The sequence below is a fragment of the Sphingobacterium sp. HMA12 genome (genome assembly GCF_002933815.1).
Classification (GTDB): domain Bacteria; phylum Bacteroidota; class Bacteroidia; order Sphingobacteriales; family Sphingobacteriaceae; genus Sphingobacterium.
In genome coordinates this window covers 110,287-129,774 of record NZ_BEYR01000006.1, presented here as the reverse complement: position 1 = coordinate 129,774, position 19,488 = coordinate 110,287, and the positions used below count along the sequence as shown (strand labels likewise).

15 protein-coding genes are annotated in these 19,488 nt (G+C 39.9%); 9 read left to right on the top strand and 6 right to left on the bottom strand.

Annotated elements, in window-relative coordinates:
* Positions 1-17: 17 nt before the first annotated feature.
* Positions 18-1,847 (bottom strand): sensor histidine kinase KdpD, encoded by a 1,830-nt coding sequence (locus HMAT_RS23300; RefSeq protein ID WP_104385237.1) that lies wholly within the window; start codon positions 1,845-1,847, stop codon positions 18-20.
* A 218-nt stretch (positions 1,848-2,065) separates the two neighbouring features.
* Between HMAT_RS23300 and HMAT_RS23295 the strand changes: the two genes are divergently transcribed.
* Positions 2,066-2,389: a hypothetical protein gene (locus HMAT_RS23295; RefSeq protein ID WP_104385236.1), complete on the top strand. Its 324-nt coding sequence runs from the start codon at positions 2,066-2,068 to the stop codon at positions 2,387-2,389.
* A gap of 54 nt (positions 2,390-2,443) precedes the next feature.
* On the opposite strand, the gene pyk is transcribed toward HMAT_RS23295, so the two are convergent.
* Positions 2,444-3,871, bottom strand: coding sequence for a pyruvate kinase (gene pyk / locus HMAT_RS23290; RefSeq protein ID WP_104385235.1), 1,428 nt, complete (start codon positions 3,869-3,871; stop codon positions 2,444-2,446).
* 135 nt (positions 3,872-4,006) lie between these two features.
* Positions 4,007-4,501: an IPExxxVDY family protein gene (locus tag HMAT_RS23285; RefSeq protein ID WP_233789541.1), complete on the bottom strand. Its 495-nt coding sequence runs from the start codon at positions 4,499-4,501 to the stop codon at positions 4,007-4,009.
* A 287-nt stretch (positions 4,502-4,788) separates the two neighbouring features.
* Between HMAT_RS23285 and HMAT_RS23280 the strand changes: the two genes are divergently transcribed.
* The 8 genes from HMAT_RS23280 (at position 4,789) to HMAT_RS23245 (ending at position 13,371) form a co-directional block, all read left to right on the top strand.
* Positions 4,789-5,025, top strand: coding sequence for an acyl carrier protein (locus tag HMAT_RS23280; protein WP_028070665.1), 237 nt, complete (start codon positions 4,789-4,791; stop codon positions 5,023-5,025).
* A 27-nt stretch (positions 5,026-5,052) separates the two neighbouring features.
* The gene (gene fabF, locus HMAT_RS23275) at positions 5,053-6,306 is read left to right on the top strand and encodes a beta-ketoacyl-ACP synthase II (RefSeq protein ID WP_104385233.1); all 1,254 of its coding nucleotides are present in this window, start codon (positions 5,053-5,055) and stop codon (positions 6,304-6,306) included.
* Positions 6,307-6,390: 84 nt separating this feature from the next.
* Positions 6,391-7,131 carry a ribonuclease III gene (rnc, locus tag HMAT_RS23270; protein ID WP_104385232.1) on the top strand — a complete coding sequence of 247 codons (741 nt, stop codon included), beginning with the start codon at positions 6,391-6,393 and terminating at the stop codon, positions 7,129-7,131.
* A gap of 24 nt (positions 7,132-7,155) precedes the next feature.
* On the top strand, positions 7,156-8,538 hold the full coding sequence (hisS, locus tag HMAT_RS23265) for a histidine--tRNA ligase (RefSeq protein WP_104385231.1): 1,383 nt from the start codon (positions 7,156-7,158) through the stop codon (positions 8,536-8,538).
* Positions 8,539-8,781: 243 nt separating this feature from the next.
* On the top strand, positions 8,782-9,777 hold the full coding sequence (gene pdhA / locus HMAT_RS23260; RefSeq protein ID WP_104385230.1) for a pyruvate dehydrogenase (acetyl-transferring) E1 component subunit alpha: 996 nt from the start codon (positions 8,782-8,784) through the stop codon (positions 9,775-9,777).
* Between the two features lie 29 nt (positions 9,778-9,806).
* Entirely contained in the window at positions 9,807-11,435 is a 1,629-nt protein-coding gene (locus HMAT_RS23255) for a pyruvate dehydrogenase complex dihydrolipoamide acetyltransferase (protein ID WP_104385229.1), read from the top strand.
* A 266-nt stretch (positions 11,436-11,701) separates the two neighbouring features.
* Positions 11,702-12,892: a serine hydrolase gene (locus HMAT_RS23250; protein ID WP_104385228.1), complete on the top strand. Its 1,191-nt coding sequence runs from the start codon at positions 11,702-11,704 to the stop codon at positions 12,890-12,892.
* Between the two features lie 119 nt (positions 12,893-13,011).
* On the top strand, positions 13,012-13,371 hold the full coding sequence (locus HMAT_RS23245; protein WP_104385227.1) for a CoA-binding protein: 360 nt from the start codon (positions 13,012-13,014) through the stop codon (positions 13,369-13,371).
* On the opposite strand, the gene HMAT_RS23240 is transcribed toward HMAT_RS23245, so the two are convergent.
* From HMAT_RS23240 to HMAT_RS23230, 3 genes are all read right to left on the bottom strand, one after another.
* Complete coding sequence (locus HMAT_RS23240; RefSeq protein ID WP_104385226.1) at positions 13,368-14,618, bottom strand: ROK family protein; 1,251 nt, start codon at positions 14,616-14,618, stop codon at positions 13,368-13,370. The genes HMAT_RS23245 and HMAT_RS23240 overlap by 4 nt on opposite strands.
* A gap of 152 nt (positions 14,619-14,770) precedes the next feature.
* Positions 14,771-18,172 (bottom strand): DUF1080 domain-containing protein, encoded by a 3,402-nt coding sequence (locus HMAT_RS23235; RefSeq protein WP_104385225.1) that lies wholly within the window; start codon positions 18,170-18,172, stop codon positions 14,771-14,773.
* 12 nt (positions 18,173-18,184) lie between these two features.
* Entirely contained in the window at positions 18,185-19,453 is a 1,269-nt protein-coding gene (locus HMAT_RS23230; protein ID WP_088160080.1) for a Gfo/Idh/MocA family oxidoreductase, read from the bottom strand.
* Between the last annotated feature and the right edge of the window lie 35 nt (positions 19,454-19,488).

Genomic DNA, 19,488 nt, shown 5'->3' with positions numbered 1-19,488 from the left:
TACAAAAAAGGAACGTGTTATTTTTTTATGGGCAAAATTACCTCAAAGGTTGTGCCCTTATCTTTTTCACTTTTTACAGTGATTCTTCCATTGAGTCTTCTCAATATATCCTGGACATAACTGAGGCCCAGGCCAAAACCTTTGACATTGTGGACATTTCCGGTAGGAATACGATAAAACTGATCGAATATCTTTTGAAGGTGGTCTCGGCTCATCCCAATTCCATTGTCAGCAATGGTGATAACGATGTTGTCGCCGACATTTTTGGAATTAATATTGACATGTAGATCTCCTTTACTGTATTTGATCGCATTATCCAAAAGATTGTAAAAAACATTTGAAAAATGGAGTTCATCCCCGACAACAATATCTTTTGTCGCAGCAAGGTCAACACTGAACTGCCCGCCGATGTTCTGCATCCGAAGTTGCATACTGTCGGTGACAGCGGCGACAAGGTCGTTGATATGCACGTCCTCACGATCGAGTTTTAGGGTTTCTTTCTCCAGTTTTGCTAAATCCAGTACCCGTTCAATATGGTTGCCCAGGCGAACATTCTCATCGTAAATGATATTGGCCAGTTTCTGTACACGTTTGTGGTCCGCATTGATGTCCGGATCCTTGAGTGATTCGCTGGCGATCATAATCGTAGCCACAGGAGTTTTAAACTCATGTGTCATGTTGTTTATGAAGTCGGTTTTCATTTCAGATACTTTCTTTTGCCTGAAAATAATAATAAGCGTATACGCAAAACATCCAACCAATAGAAATAGGAGCGCGAGCATGGGCAGTAGTAAATACCCCATGTTGTCCGCAATAATTGCCTTTTTGTTGGGAAAGTATATGGTCAGTTTTCCTGGTGCAGCACCAATGTCACCTTTAAAAAGGGCGGTTGAGTACTTTGTGGTATTTATAGGGCTGTTTAATTCGGCTTCATTCAGGATATTGTTTAGCAAAATGTTGCTAGTGCTCCATATCTCAATATTAAATGGCGCCTTGATATCACGTTGTGCTAGCTCTTCTTTTAGTAGTTCTTGAACAATAATGACGTTTAACCGGTCTTTTAATGGTCTTTTGGCCAACTCCATTCCGATAGCGACATCTTCAATGTAATCAGCTTTTTTACCGCCGAGCATGGCAACAGAATCGTAGACATTGAAACCATAACCGGCATTTTTTTTCGACAGTTTATTTAATTTGGTTTCCAGCTCAAAAATACGTTTGGATAGTTTTGGGTCAGACCTTGGGGGAAGAGCAACGATACTCTTTCCCAGTAATCGCTTGAAATCATCAATATGGACAATTAAAAATCGTGTACTGTCGTCTTTTGCTTCAATACGTGGAATTGTTTTGGTTGCGGAAACGATAACGTCTTCTTGATAATATAGACCACTGGTGGGCGTTTTGACAATATTGATTTCAACTAAGTCCTGATATTGTGTTCTTTTAACATAAGTTTCGTAAAACCAATTTTCAATATTGATAATATTTGGATAGGTTGCTTTTAATCTATCTTCCTCTAATTTATATTTTTGATAGACCTGATCTAATTTGCCTCTTAGATTCTCAATTTGAGTTTGAAGTTGGAGCTGTTCAGTTAACTGACGTTGTTTCGCTTGCTCCTGCTTGGATTTTTCGATATTACGCTCCTGTTGTACTTTCGCGAAATCCACGACCTCACGGCGTTCGAGTTTTCCTGCAACAGCCGTAAGCGCGGCATTGACAGATTCATCGAAAAGCTGTGATTTTTGACGATAGGAATCTCGCAGGAAATAGAATTGCATGGCCAATACTCCGATTAGCGCCAAAGACATTAGTCCAATGATTAATACAATACTATTTTTCTTCATTAAATCATATTTTGAAAAAGGTATAATCTCAAGCGAATCATGCACTCATTATACGCTGGGTTTCTGAGTCATTCCTGCCTGCCATCTTCCACTTTACTTGAATTGTTACAAATATAAAGATGCTAACTTGTTTTGAAGCTGTTTTAACAATGTTTAACAGCAATTGCTTTAAATCTTGCTTATGTTGTTGTAAATTAGAAGTTAAAATAGATTATGTTATGAAAACTTACGTATTATCATTGGCATTATCTTTTATGGGGGGGATTGCCTTTGGTCAGATCAAGCTCAAAGAGCATCGGCCCCTACTGCAGGATAAACGATCCCAGATGCCAGTCATTGGATTAGATACCACATCAGCTAAGTATAATATGCCCGTCAAGAGATCCAAAAATCTGGATAGTCTGGCCCCCATGCCGGGAACGGAGAAATTACCCAAAAGAAGAAAATCATCACAGGATACATTGCGGTTTAAATTATTGGAAGATAGTTTGAAAGTGAAAGATTTCAAATTAAAGATTGATTCCTTATACCGCAAGAAATAAAAAAATAAAGGCATCCGCCTTAAAACGAATGCCTTTATTTTTTTATCCTATTTCTTACAGTTGAGAAACACGGATAGTATTTGTTTTACCTTTTTCGATTAACGGAGTGGACGCCGTATTGATGATAATCGATCCCGGTTGAACGTAGTTGTTTTTGACGATAAATCTATTGACATCATGGATGGAACCATCTGTGCTTTCGAATTTGTCGTAAATAAATGTTTTTACACCCCAAAGCAAGCTCAATTGTCTCAATAATGTCTGTGTACCTGTAAATACCAGGATGTCTACATTTGGTCTGTAACTTGTAATTTCAAATGCAGTTGCACCGGAAGATGTCAACACGGCAATTGCTGAGGCATTTGTTTTTTGTGCCAGATAGACTGAAGAAGCACAAATTGCGTCTGGAATAAGCGTTCCGTCGTGTATCTCACTAACTTTCTCATTATAATAAGGATAAGAAGTTTGTTCCACGTGGATAATAATCTTACTCATTGTTTCGATTACGATCTCTGGGAATTCACCAACTGAAGTCTCGCCACTTAACATCACGGCATCTGCACCATCCAATACTGAATTGGCAACATCGTTTACTTCAGCACGTGTAGGACGGGGTGTAGTAATCATGCTTTCTAACATTTGAGTCGCAATAATTACAGGTTTTGAAAGGTCTCGACATTTTTGGACAATGATCTTTTGAAGTCCCGGTACTTCTTCCATTGGAAGTTCAACACCAAGGTCTCCACGAGCGACCATGACAGCGTCAGTGGCTTCGATGATAGCATCGATGTTTTCGATCGCTTCTGGTTTTTCTACTTTGGCGATTACGCGTGCATGGCTTCCTTTTTCAGCAATGATCTTTTTGCATTGCGCGATATCTTCCGCCGAACGAACGAATGACATGGCAATCCAGTCAGCACCGTGATCCAATGCAAAGTTTAAATTATCTAAATCTTCTTCAGTCAATGAAGGGATAGACACTTTGGTGTTTGGTAGGTTGACGCCTTTACGTGAAGTCAGGACACCTCCATGCACCACTTCACAAGTAACGGTATCTTTATGGTTAGTCTCTAAAACACGAAGTTGAAGTTTTCCGTCATCAAGTAATATGATTTCGTTTGCTTCAACATCATTTGGAAAGTTTTCGTATGTAATATAGATTCTGTTTTCATCTCCAATGAGTTCGTGTGTAGTGATTTCAACTTTTGAACCATTGACGAGGACAGCGCCACCTTCTTTCATTTTTCCGATCCGAATCTTGGGACCTTGTAAGTCAGCTAAGATGGCAACATTGAATCCGGTTTCATTATTTATTGCATTTATAGTTTCGATTACCTTAAGGTGATCTGCCTGGCTGCCATGAGAGAAATTCAACCGACACACATCAACTCCTTTGGCAATCATGTTGGTCAAAACTTGTTTGTCTGCCGAAGCAGGGCCTAATGTTGCGACAATTTTAGTCCTTTTTTGAACTTTTTCCATCTGTTATTTTGTATTTTTAATGTTCTTCATTTATGACAACAAACAGCAGGCTGTATTGTTGTCTTTTTGTCAAAACTAAATCGAATTAATTTAGATTTACAGTTAGGTGTATTTGCTACACTAACCTACAGTCTGCTAAAATATGAGATTTTCTTTAGATTTCAATATTTTTGGTGATATTTCTTTTGCAATAACCACCTCCGGTAATTTGCTGATCCTTTTGATTATATGTTCAACATCGTCTTCACAGATGTAATTTTTGATGATGACGAAGAAATCAAAATGGGGGTTTTCGGGAATTAAAAAGGTTCCCTCAATACTTTTATTGTTGATAAGAAAATATTCTGTGTCTGAATCGGGGCTGAGGTAATGAAAAGCGGTGAAGTGGTAGCTTATTTTTTTCTTTGCATCAAAGATGATATGATATTCAAGCTCTTCTTCGGATTTATTTTTTGGACGGCCATCATGATCATATTTGCTCTCTTTGCCTCTGGAAAAATCCAGATTTGTTACTTTGTTGATAAAGTGGCAGAGACGGTAATCTTTCAGCGGGCAGGTAATGGCCAGTAGGGTGAAATCTAACTCTTCATCCATGTCCATGTCTAACCTTGCTACTAACTTATTGACCACTTTTTTTCTACAATATATGTTCTTATGCTAACGAAGGTACTAATAATTTTAAGGTGGGAATATACTTTTTGTGTAAAATTTGAGTTAATTAGCTGAGCGTTTGGAATACAAAATATTTTTTGTTATACTTGAACTAAGTTAATATAGAGTGGGTTAGCTAGTATAAGACGCGAATAAGTTCGGTCGCCTAACATGGTGACTTTCATCTAAATATCAATTTAGGTTTGAATTTTGATGAAATTTATTTTTCTTTGCACAGATTTATTAAACAATTAAACTATAAAATCATGTCAGATATCGCTTCAAGAGTAAAAGCAATTATCGTTGAAAAATTAGGTGTAGACGAAAACGAAGTAACACCAGAAGCTTCATTCACTAATGATTTAGGTGCTGATTCACTTGACACTGTTGAGTTGATCATGGAGTTTGAAAAAGAATTCAACGTTGCTATTCCTGATGATCAAGCAGAGACTATCGGTACTGTTGGTCAAGCAATCGCTTATTTAGAAAAAAACGTTAACTAACTAATTTAATTAGGCTAATCGTAATAAATGGAGCTTAAAAGAGTAGTAGTAACAGGATTAGGCGCCCTTACACCAATTGGTAATACCGTCTCAGAATACTGGGAGGCATTAATAAATGGTGTAAGCGGAGCTGCTCCTATTACGCATTTTGATGCGTCAAAATTCAAAACTCAGTTTGCGTGTGAGGTAAAGGGGTTTGATCCACATGATTTTATGGATCGTAAGGAAGCTCGTAAAGTCGATCCTTTTGTACAGTATGCAATTGCGTCTACTGATGAGGCAATTAAAGATGCTGGCTTAGATTTTGAAAAATTAGATACAAATCGTATCGGGGTAATCTGGGGCTCAGGAATAGGAGGGCTGACAACTTTTACAGAAGAAGTTGCCAACTTTGCAAAAGGGGATGGGACACCACGTTTCAATCCTTTCTTTATTCCTAAGATGCTCGTTGATATTGCTCCAGGACATATTTCAATGCGTCATGGCCTTCGCGGTCCCAACTTTTCGGCAGTATCGGCCTGTGCCTCTGCTACCAATGCAATGATTGATGCTTTTAACTATATTCGTATGGGAAAAGCAGATGTGATTGTTACTGGTGGATCAGAAGCGACGGTCAATGAAGCTGGGATCGGTGGATTCAACGCTATGCATGCTTTGTCAACAAGAAATGATGATCCCAAAACTGCTTCCCGGCCTTTTGATAAAGACCGAGATGGTTTTGTTTCGGGTGAAGGTTCGGGTGCCTTGATCTTAGAAAGTTTAGAGCACGCCTTAGCACGTGGTGCAAAAATCTATGCAGAGATTGCCGGTGGTGGCATGAGTGCTGATGCACATCATATCACAGCCTCACATCCTGAAGGATTGGGTGCTAAATTGGCAATGACGATGGCTGTCAACGATGCAGAGATGGATTTTTCAGATATTGATTATATCAATGTCCATGGAACTTCTACACCGGTCGGTGATATCAGTGAAACGAAGGCTATTGTTGACCTGTTTGGCGAACACGCATATAAATTGAATATCAGTTCAACAAAATCAATGACTGGTCACCTTTTGGGTGCTGCTGGGGCGATAGAAACAATCGCTTCGATCTTAGCTGTGCAAAATGACATTGTCCCACCGACAATCAATCACTTCACAGATGATCCGGAAATTGATAATAAACTGAATTTTACATTCAACAAAGCGCAAAAACGTATTGTTAATGCAGCGTTGAGTAACACCTTTGGGTTCGGTGGCCACAATGCTACCGTGATTGTAAAAAAATATAAAGCTTAATGTTTGATCCTTCAAACATGGTTTGGTAATATGAGCTAGCGACAGGTTCTTTAATTAGAACTTGTCGCCTTATTTTTAGATGAGATGCCTTTTTCAAGGATATACAAGTTATATATTTCGCCGGATCGGGAATATGTTAGGAAACTAAAAAACCTACTTGGTTTTATTCCCGGGAATGTGCATTTGTACAAGATGGCATTTAGACATAAGTCTGTTGCAGTAACGATCAAAGAAGGGGCTAAGAACAGTAACGAGCGCCTAGAATTCTTGGGTGATGCTGTTTTAGGATCTGTCGTTGCCGAACTGCTGTTCAAGAAATATCCATATAAAGACGAAGGCTTCCTCACCGAGATGCGTTCCAAAATAGTGAGCCGCGCAAACCTGAACCAGCTTTCCAGAAAATTAGGATTCAACGAAATGATACAGTTCGACGCTCGAATGATCAGCTTTCCGAATAAACAGGGGTCGTTGTTGGGGGATGCATTTGAAGCGCTGATCGGTGCCGTGTATCTGGATAAAGGCTACGTATTTACAAAAAGCTTTCTCCTAAACCGTATTATTAAACCCCATGTTGATATCCAGTTACTGGAGCAGACCGAGACTAATTTCAAAAGTCGGTTGATCGAATGGTGTCAGCATACCGGAAAAGAAATCCTATTTCAACAAACGGATAATCCAGAAGGTGAATCTTCGAAGATGTTCAGTGTGGAGGCTGTTGTAGATGGGGTGGTATGTGGCCTGGGCCGTGATTTCAATAAAAAATCCGCTGAAAAGTTAGCTGCAGAAAAAGCCTGTGAATTCCTCAAGATTCTGGAAGTAGATTAAAGGAATTTATTAACTTTGCCGTATATGGCAACAGTAAAACCTTCTTTGGCGAAAGGAACCCGTGATTTTTCGCCTTCCGAAATGATCAAACGTAATTATATTTTTGACACATTGAAAGCTGTGTTTAAAAAATATGGTTACAATGAAATACAGACGCCTTCATTTGAGAATTTGACAACCTTAACAGGTAAATACGGTGATGAAGGTGATAAATTGATCTTTAAGATCCTTAATTCCGGAGATTATTTGGCAAAAGCGCCAGATAGCCTATTGCAGGATAAAAATTCGAACAAATTAATTCCCCATATATCCGAAAAAGCGCTAAGATATGATCTGACTGTGCCTTTTGCACGTTACGTTGTGATGCACCAGAACGATATCTCCTTACCATTTAAGCGTTTTCAGGTTCAACCGGTCTGGCGTGCAGACCGTCCGCAGAGAGGCCGTTACCGTGAATTTTACCAATGTGATGTGGATGTGGTGGGCTCAGAAAGCTTGCTGAATGAGGCAGAGTTTATCCTGATTTATCAAGAGGCATTCGAGCGCTTCGGACTGAAGGATTTTAATATTAAAATCAACAACCGGAAGATACTTTCTGGTATCGCCGAAATTATCGGAAAGCCGGAGCTTATTGTCGATATGACTGTCGCCATTGACAAATTGGATAAAATCGGATTAAACGGGGTCAATAAGGAGCTGCTGGAAAGAGGGTTTAGTGAAGAAGATCTGGATCTGTTGAAACCAATTGTCTTATTGGAAGGTTCAAATGAGGAAAAACTTGCCGCTTTAAAATCTATCTTGGCCAATTCTTCGGTGGGTTTAAAAGGTATTGCTGAAATTGAAGAGGTTTTCGATTATATTGCCAAGTTGAGTGGGGATACCGCGCTGTTGAGCCGTATCGTCGATCTAGATATCACATTGGCGAGAGGCTTGAATTATTATACAGGCTGTATCTTTGAGGTGAAGACAAATGAAGTTGCCATGGGCAGTATCGGTGGTGGCGGGCGCTACGATGATCTTACCGGGATGTTCGGTCTGAAGGACCTAACCGGTGTTGGCGTTTCGTTTGGAGCTGACCGTATCTATGATGTCCTGGAAGAACTGAATTTATTTCCGGCAAACAAAGCGGATTCTACCAAACTATTGATTATCAATTTTGACAAACAGCTTGAAACCTATACACTGGGTTTGCTCAATAAACTCCGCAAAGAAAATATTGCTGTTGAATTGTATGCTGCACCAGTGAAGCTAAAAAAACAAATGGGCTATGCTGATGGAAAAGGGATTCCTTATGTATTATTGGTCGGAGAAGAAGAAGTTTCTTCTGGTCAGTTATCGCTCAAGGACATGGAGAGCGGAGAACAGGTGAAGGTTACCGAAAATGAGCTTATCCAAAAACTTCGCTAGCAAACAATTTGTATAAAATAGATTAAGCCAAATGATTATTAAGTCCTTTGGCTTTTTTATTTTCATAAGTTTTTGATTTATTTGATTGTGCCGTTCATTTATTTGTTAAAAAATGCTATATACTTTAAATCAAATGTCTTAGAAGTGTCTTAAAGTGTAAATAAAATTGATTTTTGACCAAGAAAATTCATCCAAAATTATTAGATTTGTAGTCTAGAATTGTAAGAAAATCAAAACTTTGAAATGAGTTCAACACCTATAACAAAAGAGACATATTTGGAGTGGTATAAGTCGATGTTACTTATGCGTAAGTTTGAAGAAAAAGCAGGTCAACTTTACGGACAGCAAAAGATTCGTGGTTTCTGTCACTTGTACATAGGACAAGAGGCAGTAGTCGCTGGAACGATGTCGGTAATTAAACCTGAGGATTCTTTAATCACTGCTTATCGTGATCACGCCCACGCTTTGGCTAAAGGCGTTTCTGCAAATGCTTGTATGGCTGAATTATATGGAAAGATCACTGGTTGTTCAAAAGGTAAAGGAGGCTCTATGCACTTCTTTTCTAAAGAACATAAATTCATGGGTGGCCATGGTATTGTTGGTGGTCAGATTCCTTTAGGTGCTGGTATCGCATTTGCTGAGAAATATCTTGGTACAGATAATGTAAACATCTGTTATATGGGCGACGGAGCTGTACGTCAAGGTGCATTCAACGAAACACTAAACATGGCGATGCTATGGAAACTCCCTGTTATCTTCGTTTGTGAAAACAACGGTTATGCAATGGGTACTTCTGTACAACGTACCACAAACATGCAGGACATTTACAAAATGGGACTAGGTTTTGATATGCCTTCGGCTCCGGTAGATGGAATGGATGTTGTTGCCGTACACAACGCAATGGACGAAGCTGTTCAACGTGCCCGTGCTGGCGAAGGACCTACATTCTTAGAAATCCGTACTTACCGCTACAAAGGACACTCTATGTCTGACCCTGCGAAATATCGTACGAAAGAGGAATTGGAAGCGTATAAAGATCGCGATCCATTATTGGCTACTAAACATGCTATTTTGGAAAACAAATACGCCGATGATGCTTGGTTTGCGGAGGTTGAAGCTGACGTGAAAAAAGTAGTCGAAGAGTCAGTAAAATTTGCGGAGGAATCTCCATACCCAGATGCTGACGAATTGTACAAAGATGTATATGTACAACAAGACTATCCATTTATTTTAGATTAATACTCTTTAACTTGATAATATAATACAGAATGGCTGAAGTAGTAAGAATGCCCAAAATGAGCGACACAATGACCGAGGGGGTCATCGCAAAATGGCACAAAAAAGTTGGTGATAAAGTAAATTCTGGTGATTTAGTAGCTGAAATTGAAACAGATAAAGCTACAATGGACTTTGAGTCTTACCAAGAAGGTACTCTTTTATATATTGGCCCAAAAGAAGGTGAAGCAGTAGCTATCGATGCTGTTATCGCTGTTTTGGGTGAGCCCGGTGAAGATTTTCAATCATTGTTGAGCGGAGATGCTCCTGCAGCTGAGAAAGCACCGGAAAAAACAGAAGAAAAAAAAGCAGAAGAAGTTTCTGGTCCAGAATCTTCGGCTAGCAACGTAACTCCTGAGGAATTGGGATGTACCGTGATCACAATGCCGTTGTTGAGTGATACCATGAAAGAAGGTGTTATTGCACAATGGAATTTTAAAGTCGGCGACACGATCAAATCGGATGATGCTATCGCTGATGTAGAAACGGATAAAGCGACAATGGAAGTTACGGCTTATGCTGATGGCACGTTGTTGTATGTCGGTCTTGAAGCTGGTGAAGCCGCAAAAGTTAATGATATAATTGCTATTGTTGGTCCTGCCGGAACTGATATAACACCGTTATTAAATCAAAAATCTGCTCCTGCGAAAGCGGAAACTGCAGAAGCTCCTAAAGCTGATTCAGCTCCGGCAGCAACTGCTGCACCGGTTGCAGCTGCATCAAACGATGATTCCCGCGTGAAAGCATCTCCTTTGGCACGTAAGATTGCGAAGGAAAAAGGAATCAATTTGAGCGATATCAAAGGATCAGCAGATGGTGGTCGTATCGTGAAAAAAGACGTGGAGTCCTTTGTTCCGGCTGCCGCGAAACCAGCTGAAACAGCAGCAGCAGCTCCGGCTACAGAAACAAAAGCAATTACTTTACCTACTTATGTTGGTGAAGAGCGTTATACAGAGAAACCTGTCAACCAGATGCGTAAGACAATTGCTCGTCGTTTGGCTGAATCATTGTTCACTGCACCACACTTCTATTTGACAGTGTCTATCGATATGGACAATGCCATGGCTGCTCGCGCTCAAATTAATGAGATCGCGCCAGTAAAAGTTTCTTTCAATGACATCGTCGTGAAAGCTGTTGCAGTAGCATTGAAAAAACACCCAGCTGTGAATTCTTCTTGGCAGGGAGATAAGATCCGTTTCAATGAGCATACAAACATCGGTGTTGCTATGGCTGTTGAAGACGGCTTGTTAGTTCCCGTAGTTCGTTTTGCTGATGGTAAATCATTATCTCACATCTCTGCTGAGGTGAAGGATTTTGCTCAAAAAGCGAAAGCTAAGAAATTACAACCAGCGGATTGGGAAGGTTCTACATTCACAGTTTCCAACCTAGGCATGTTTGGTATAGATGAGTTTACATCTATTATTAACTCTCCTGATGGAGCTATTCTTTCAGTAGGAGCTATCCAGGCAGTTCCGGTTGTGAAAAATGGTGCTGTAGTTCCGGGTAACGTAATGAAAGTAACTTTAGGCTGTGACCACCGTGTGGTCGATGGCGCGACAGGTGCTGCATTCTTACAGACATTAAAAGCATTGGTTGAAAATCCAGTTCGATTGTTAGCATAGATTTTAGATACCAATAGAATATTAGCCACTTTAGGAATAAAGTGGCTTTTTTTGTGCTAAAAATTCGTTTTTTTATACTAAAATCTTCATTTTAGCATTATTATCTTTAAACACGGTTCTTTATTGAAAATCAAAAAGAATATAGAAGAATGAGAATGGGCATGAGATAACTGCGATGCATAAATCGTATGAAGATGAAGCACAGATTTGCCTTCGACATAGGGGTCAAACATAACATTAAATAGAAAATCCGGGAGATACAGTACGTGAAATTATTTTTTTTAAAGGGAATGGTAGCTCTTTTGTTGGCATCTACAGTTGCCTGTAGCTCAAAAGAGAAAAAACAAAAAGAAGCGGCAATAGCGCAAGCAAAAGTAGATAGTACAAGACTCGTTTATAATCCTCAAGATGCAGATCCCAAGATCGATGCTTTTATGAAAAATCTGCATTCAAAATCCGCATTTAATGGAAATGTGCTGGTGGCGAAGGACGGTAAAATCCTATATCAAAATACATTCGGCTGGGCCAACTACCTAAAACGTGATAGTTTGGATATTGATGATAAGTTTGAATTGGCATCGGTTTCTAAACCTTTAACGGCTGTTGGGACCTTGAAGTTGGTCGAAGCAGGAAAATTACGGCTGGACCAGACGATCAATGATTTTTATCCGGACTTTCCATACCCTGGCATTACGATAAAAATGTTATTGACGCATCGTTCAGGTTTACCTAACTACGTTTATTTTTCGGAAGAACACTGGCCTGACCGTAAAAAGGGAATGACAAACCAGGATGTCATGAAAATGCTAACGGAGTTTAAGCCAAATAGGTATGGAGCCCCTGGTGGACGATTTTTCTATAATAATTCCAATTTTATGGTTTTAGGGGCTATTATCGAGAAGGTGTCCAAACAGGATTATGCGACGTATATGAAGGATAGTGTTTTCAATGTTGCTGGGATGACCAATACCGCCGCTTTATCAAAGGCTGTCTATGACAAGATTCCAACCAATGTGATCGGTCATGATAAGATATGGAGAAGATCCGTGGTACAGAATTTTCAGGATGGACCGTTGGGAGATAAAGGGATTTATAGTACGGTGCGTGACCTCTACCGTTTTGATCTGGCGCTACGCGATGGCCGATTATTAAAACAATCAACGTTGGATTCGGCTTACCGGGGTTATCCAGATGCAAAAAAGGGTATTTTTAGCTATGGTTACGGGTGGCGTACATTTGAGCATGGTAATGATCATATTGTCTATCATACCGGATGGTGGCACGGTTTTCGTCACATCTATGTACGGGATCTGAAAAGGAATATTGTTATTGTTTTGCTTTCAAACATAACGAATGGCAGTTTGGTGAAACTGGACGAACTCTATAAAATTTTGGGTATGCCGGTTTTACGTAAGAATGCCTATAGCACACATGGCGATTTTATTATTGATGAATAATTTCATGGCTCGTTAATAATGAAATCATATTACGTCAGCTCGTTTACCGAATGTGCAGTATTGACGAAGACATATAGATGGCTTTGAAGATAATAATTGATGAACAAATAAGTATAAGGATGAAAAAGACGTTAATCTTAGGTGCCAGTACGAATCCTTCGCGCTATTCCAATAAGGCCGCGAATATGCTCCGTAAACACGGACATGATATTGTTAATATTGGTTTGAGCGGAGGTGAGGTGGCCGGTGTACCTATCGAAAAGAAAGGCGATATACATACTGATATTGATACGGTGACAATGTATCTTGGCGAACAGAATCAGAAGGACTATTATAATTATATTTTGGAGACGAAACCAAAGCGTATTATTTTTAACCCGGGTGCGGAAAATGATGAATTGGAACAACTGGCTATGGAAAATGGTATAAAAACTGAAAGAGCCTGTACTCTGGTATTATTGAGTACAGGTCAGTTTTAGATTTTGGACTTCTGTAGCAATTCGACAGACAGGTATTTTGTGATAAAATAGTTTGTCAAGCCGATTGTGTTACTGTCTAGATTCAGGCTAGATACTTTGATATCGCAATGCTCTTTTAAAATAGCCATCGTATATGAATTGATTGCCTGTTGTATCGGGATTGTAATTAATTCATTGGCTTTGGCGATTTTTCCTCCCAGTACGATTAATTCGGGATTGAGCAGCTGGATCAGAGAAGCAAATGCCTTTCCTAGATTGGTGCCCAGTTTGGAAATTTGATTTATTGCAAATTGGTCACCTTTATTAGCTGCTTCGATCACGTGGGTGGGTGTTAAATGATCTAACTCTTCTTTCTGCAACTCATTGAGTTTGGTAAGTTCACCTTTTTGGATCTCCTGCTTTGCATTGTTGACCAAGGCAATTCCGGAAGCCACCGTTTCGAGGCAACCCCTTTTGCCACAATAACACAATTCGCCATTATCAATGAACGGCATGTGCCCCACCTCACCCGAGTAACCGTCGCGCCCAAGATAAACTTCGCCATTGGAAACTATTCCAAGACCTATTCCCCAGTCCATTAATATAATGAGGCTATTCCTGGTGTTTTTGGCTAAGCCAAATTTCAATTCCGCATACGCTGCACCCTTCACGTCATTGAGTATGTACACGGGCTTTTTATATTTATCTTCGAAATAAGCTGTGATAGATTGTGACGCATCATGTAAAAACGTTTCATTTGTTCCTTCCTCAGCATTGATTAGTCCCGGCATACTAATGATCAGTCCAGTTAGATTTTCAGTATCAACCGCTTTTTCCAACAAATATTGGTCAATAATTTGTGTAATGTCATGGAGATTATCCGCATTCCGGGATAACTCATTGTCTAGCTCAACAGTTTCGGCAACGATATTCTGATTATTGTCCATAATACTCAGTGTAATGGAGAAGCGCTGAAGTTCTATACATAGTACTTGAAACAACCCGTCACATAGCCGATATAGATTCGGTTTGCGACCACCGATAGATTCTCCCTTGTCAAATTGACGCACGATATTGTCCTCCAATAGTTCAGCAATGAGGCTGTTGACCGTTGGAAGGCTTAACGAAAGGTTTTTTACGATGTCATTTACTGATACAGATCCTAATTCGGCTATTAATTTTATAATAGAAAGTTTATTGAATAGATTTTTCTTTTCAGGTTTGCTATCCAATTTTTTGTTAATCAATAGGTTTACGGCTTTAGTCATAAAACATCATATTTTGAATTAGAATCCCAGATCTTTAATTTAATAAAAGTTTTTGGAATCATTCGGTTATTTTTCTCACTTGTCAAACACGCCGGTCTTTTAGAAAAAAGGGGATAAGATTCCTTATCCCCTTTATTTTGCATTTCAAAAAGTTATTTGAGTTTTTTAACCCGAATATCTTTGAAGAATACTTCCGTTCCATGGCCTAAGAAACCTATATGGCCACTTGTACGTTTTAAACCAGGATGTTGTTTGCCATCCAATGTTCCATTTTTACTCGCTTCAGCGATATCGGCATCAACAATAACAGTACCATTTAAGGTTACTTTAACGCGATTGCCTTTTACATATATTTCTTCGGAATTCCACTCGCCCAACGGTTTTAAATGTCCTTTTTTAGCCGTTACCACACCATAGATAGAACCGTGGTACTGGTAAGGTTTTAGGTCTTTATACACATCTGCACCGTCATCCAACACCTGGATTTCCATAGCTTCATAAGCAGCATCTCCCTCTAATGGGGCCCGGATCCCAACACCATTGTTGGCTCCGGGAGTCAATTTGAAGTCAAAGCGATAGATAAAATCAGCATACTCTTCTTTTGTATATAAGTTGCCGCCGAATTTTGCATTGGGATATACCCAAATGTAACCTTCATCATTAATTACATAAGCTTTGTTTTCAGTCCACTTGTCGAGATTTGTTCCATCAAATAGGACATCGAATCCTTCTTTTTTCTCTTGGTCACTTAGTTTAAAGACTTGTCTTCTCGGGAATTCTTTGATAAAGAGATCTCTATAGTAAACCACTGAGCCATGGGCCTGCAGTTCAATCTGCTCTGTAGGGAAAATGGATTGATTTCGATCCCAGTAATTTTCAAGTGGGATATTATCAGTAACCAATTGACCATTTAACCAAACTGAGACATTCTCGCCCTGCATTTTTATTTTGAACGTATTCCATTCTCCCGTGGCATTGTCAGCCACTTTTAACGGTTTGCTTTCATTTTTTTGATTGTTGTACAATCCTCCTGAACCGACTTGTGCTCCGACTCTGGTGTTGGCAATATCCCAGATCTGAACTTGTGGTGTACCTCTCAAATAGATACCAGCATCACCTTCTATGCCACCATAGTTCTCCAATTTCCAGTCAACTAACATCTCGAAATCTCCGTATTGTTTTATTGTCGCCAGGTTATCTCCTTTACCGCTAAAAACAATTTCGCCATTTGACGCTGACCAGCCCTTACGCATGATGTCGTCGGCTTTAGCTTGTTCTGCTGCTAAAGTTTTCTCGTTCATCTTACTGCGTTTGATCGGATCGGCGACCAATCCTTTCCAGCCACTTAGGTCCTTGCCATTGAACATCGAAACGTAACCCTCTTTTATTGGCATTTCAGCGAGATAGCGAACAACAGCTTCTTTAAGGTATCCACTTTCACTACCCGACAATTTACCGATTACCTGTTCAAGAACCTCTCTAACCTTTTTGCCATAGAACTTGTTGTCCATTGCAATGTTCATCGCTACATTGGCCGCAGTTCCGCCAAGTTGAGCGTCGTTCATCAAATCAGCTGCAAAAACTAAAGACTGGTATGTTCCTGTAGGTTGTAACGCCGATAATGCTGCTTTTTTCTGATCTACTGTTTTGGCAACGCTGAATGCATCTCTTAATAACAAAGTTTTCTGTTCAGGCGTATTCGAAGAAGAGGAAATTGATTTAATTAATCCTCTGTATACCGTATTGAAAAGATTATCGTCTTTTTCTGTTCGGGAAAGAGATACTAATTCTGGCAGTGCGTTGGAGGTAGACCAGCCAGCCAAAGACTCAATTGCTGCGGACCGTAGACTTGTATTATTGTTGTTAAGGTATGCAGTTACAGCTTTCAATGACTGGGCGTCACCAAGCCCAGCAAAAATAGGAAAATATTTAGCTGTATTAGGCGCTGCAGACTTCGATATATTTGCTGCTAGTTTTTCTGTTAATCCTTTTGAATTTGTGCTTGACTGAACCACATTGACAATGGCACGTTGCAATAGTACGGCAGATTTATTATCTGTCGTATTGTTTAACCTACTGAATAGTTCTTCTAAGTCCGATTCCTGAGCTACATTTGGGAGTGCTTTGTTGATCGCTTCTTCGACAGCAGGGTTTGCACTCTTTATGGCTAATACAGCTTTGGATGATGCATTGTTGGAACGTTTACTTAAAATATCCAGCAATTGAATCTTTTTGTCGTCGTCTACAGTGGCAAGTGCATTGTTGACATCAGTAACGACATTTGCATCTTTCGATGAAAGGATCAATGCTTTTACCGAATTGTTGAATTGTTGATCAGCGTTGAAAGCTTGGATTAAGGTATTAGTTTCTTTACCCTGAGATAGTGTATTTAGTGCACTTAATCCAGCTAATTTAGTTACGGGAGACTGTGTTTTATTTACTAATGCCTGGATTAGTTTTAAGCTGCTTGCCGAACCATTGTGGGCTAAGTAGTTCAATACACTTTCTTGCACTTCAGGAGTACCCTTGCTTGCTAAAGCAAGCAAGCTTTTTGCGTCGGCGCCTTTTCCGTATTTTCCGAGTAATTGTAATGCAATGTTACGGTAAGCACCATTATCGCTCTTAACAGCTGCTAACAAGTTCTTTTGTTGTTTCGCTGGGTCGATGGTTGTCAATAATTTAAGCGATGCAATTTGGCCGTTGATCGATTTTACTTTTTGAGATTCCTGGAAAAACTTGTTCAGGAACTTAACCGCATCTTGGTCGTGTTTATTGTCGATCAATGCTTGAGCATAGTCAATACCAAGTCCTACTGCATCCAATTTGTCGTAGCTATAGCCGGCAGCATTTAGTTTTTCCTGGAATAGCGATTCTGAAGCTTTGCCCCCGATTTTGCTCAGCGCAATTAATGCTGTCCTTTGGAAGCCATCCGAATTATATTTTTGCGTTAATCCTAAAATGGCACTTTCACCATTTTTATCTTTTAGATCTCCGAGTGCTGTAACCAGGGCAATGGCAGTTTTCTCTGTTGTGGATGCTGCTAAAGCTTTTTCTAAGGCTGCTGTCGATTCAGAGGTACTAATAGATACTAGGGTTCTCGCTGCTGCATCGGCAAGATAATCGTTTGTCAAACAATTAGCGACAGCTGGTATAGCTGCATTATCGGCGCATTGACGTAACAAGCGTAGGGCAAAGACCTGATTTGTTGGTTCATTTAATTGCGATATGGATTTTGCCAATCCTTCAACAAACACTCTTTTCTGCTGATCTTTGCCTGGTTGGTTTACGTAAAACGAATAGCTGTTTGCTGCGAATTCTATCGAAGCATTGTTGCTACCTGGTGCTTTAAGTCCTTTGAGGAACGTAACGAAGTCATCAGAAGAAAAACCTTCCAGCTCATGCATGGCAAGTAAAAACTTTTCGTTTTCTTCGGCAGGCTGTTGTGCCAATACGTCTGCTATTTTAGTTGCAGTCGTTCTATTTTGTGGTTGCTGAGCGTAGGTTGCACTAGATATAAGAAGCAATACGGTCAGCGAATTGAATATTCTTTTCATTAGGATATCTTTTTAAATAGACCAAGGGCCTCTCATTGGTTGGTGAATTAATCTATTTGCGGCGTCGTCATTAATAAATAGCTCATTTTGGGAGTCATATTTTAGTGATCTGTTCAGTCGCAATGCTGCTAATCCCATGTTGACCAAGGTACAAGAACGGTGTCCATTGATTTCATTCAGTGCAAACTTTTCTCTTGTGCGAACGGATTCCAAGAAGTCAGTAATCTGTGGTGCAGGTTCAGGGTACTGTGCAAGTTTTCTTTCCAAATCTGGTATATCCGATTGAAACCCTCTATATAATTTACCTTTTGGACCTTCAATATAGGCTGCCTTTTCATCTTTCGCTTCACCGTCTAAAATGATCTGACAACCATCGGCATAGGTAAATGTAATTCGTCTCCATGTGCCCACGGCATCCGGATGTTGCTGCGGAGCATCAACGTCGACGGTAATCGGGCTTTCGTTGTCTTTACCTAAGAAGTATTGAACAGGATCCATATAATGTTGCCCCATATCTCCTAGACCGCCACCATCATAATCCCAATATCCTCTAAAAGTGGTATGCACGCGGTGTTTATTGTAAGGCTTGTATGGTGCCGGACCTAACCAAAAATCGTAGTCAAGTTCAGCCGGTACTTTCTCCTCTGGTAAATTTTCTTTTCCTACCCAATAGAACTTCCAGTCAAAGCCGGTATGTTTGCTTATCGTAACTTTCAAAGGCCAACCTAACATGCCAGTATCAACTAATTTTTTGATTTTGCTTACTGGAACATTCATTCCATAAAAGTCATCCTTGAAACGAAACCAGGTATTTAATCGGAAGATATTGCCATGTTGTGCAATGGCTTCTTTCACTTTTTTACCTTCACCGATAGTACGCGTCATTGGTTTTTCACACCAGATATCTTTTCCTGCTTTTGCCGCTTCAATGGACATCAGTCCATGCCAATGTGGCGGAGTAGCAATATGCACAATATCTACTTCTGGAGATTTAATCAACTCCCTAAAGTCATGGTATTCCTTCACACCACCGCCTAAGTCCGCTTGAGCTGCCGCTAGATGGGTTTTGTCCACATCACAAATGGCTACTGTTTTAGTTCCGGCGTAGCCAAAGTGTCCACGGCCCATATTGCCGACACCAATTACACCTTTGGTTAGATGGTCGCTCGGAGCAAGATAGCCCTGTCCTCCGAGTACAAAGCGTGGTACAATAGAAAATGCCGCAGCACCGACCACGGATTTTTTTATGAAATCACGCCTTGATGAATTCTGTTCTTTCATGTTGGTTGGATTAGTTGTTTTATAATTGATCCACT

Coding starts and splice junctions, on each gene's coding strand:
- HMAT_RS23300 (WP_104385237.1), bottom strand. CDS start 1,847: ATGAAGAAAAATAGTATTGTATTAATCATTGGACTAATGTCTTTGGCG.
- HMAT_RS23295 (WP_104385236.1), top strand. CDS start 2,066: ATGAAAACTTACGTATTATCATTGGCATTATCTTTTATGGGGGGGATT.
- pyk (WP_104385235.1), bottom strand. CDS start 3,871: ATGGAAAAAGTTCAAAAAAGGACTAAAATTGTCGCAACATTAGGCCCT.
- HMAT_RS23280 (WP_028070665.1), top strand. CDS start 4,789: ATGTCAGATATCGCTTCAAGAGTAAAAGCAATTATCGTTGAAAAATTA.
- fabF (WP_104385233.1), top strand. CDS start 5,053: ATGGAGCTTAAAAGAGTAGTAGTAACAGGATTAGGCGCCCTTACACCA.
- rnc (WP_104385232.1), top strand. CDS start 6,391: ATGCCTTTTTCAAGGATATACAAGTTATATATTTCGCCGGATCGGGAA.
- hisS (WP_104385231.1), top strand. CDS start 7,156: ATGGCAACAGTAAAACCTTCTTTGGCGAAAGGAACCCGTGATTTTTCG.
- pdhA (WP_104385230.1), top strand. CDS start 8,782: ATGAGTTCAACACCTATAACAAAAGAGACATATTTGGAGTGGTATAAG.
- HMAT_RS23255 (WP_104385229.1), top strand. CDS start 9,807: ATGGCTGAAGTAGTAAGAATGCCCAAAATGAGCGACACAATGACCGAG.
- HMAT_RS23245 (WP_104385227.1), top strand. CDS start 13,012: ATGAAAAAGACGTTAATCTTAGGTGCCAGTACGAATCCTTCGCGCTAT.
- HMAT_RS23240 (WP_104385226.1), bottom strand. CDS start 14,618: ATGACTAAAGCCGTAAACCTATTGATTAACAAAAAATTGGATAGCAAA.
- HMAT_RS23235 (WP_104385225.1), bottom strand. CDS start 18,172: ATGAAAAGAATATTCAATTCGCTGACCGTATTGCTTCTTATATCTAGT.
- HMAT_RS23230 (WP_088160080.1), bottom strand. CDS start 19,453: ATGAAAGAACAGAATTCATCAAGGCGTGATTTCATAAAAAAATCCGTG.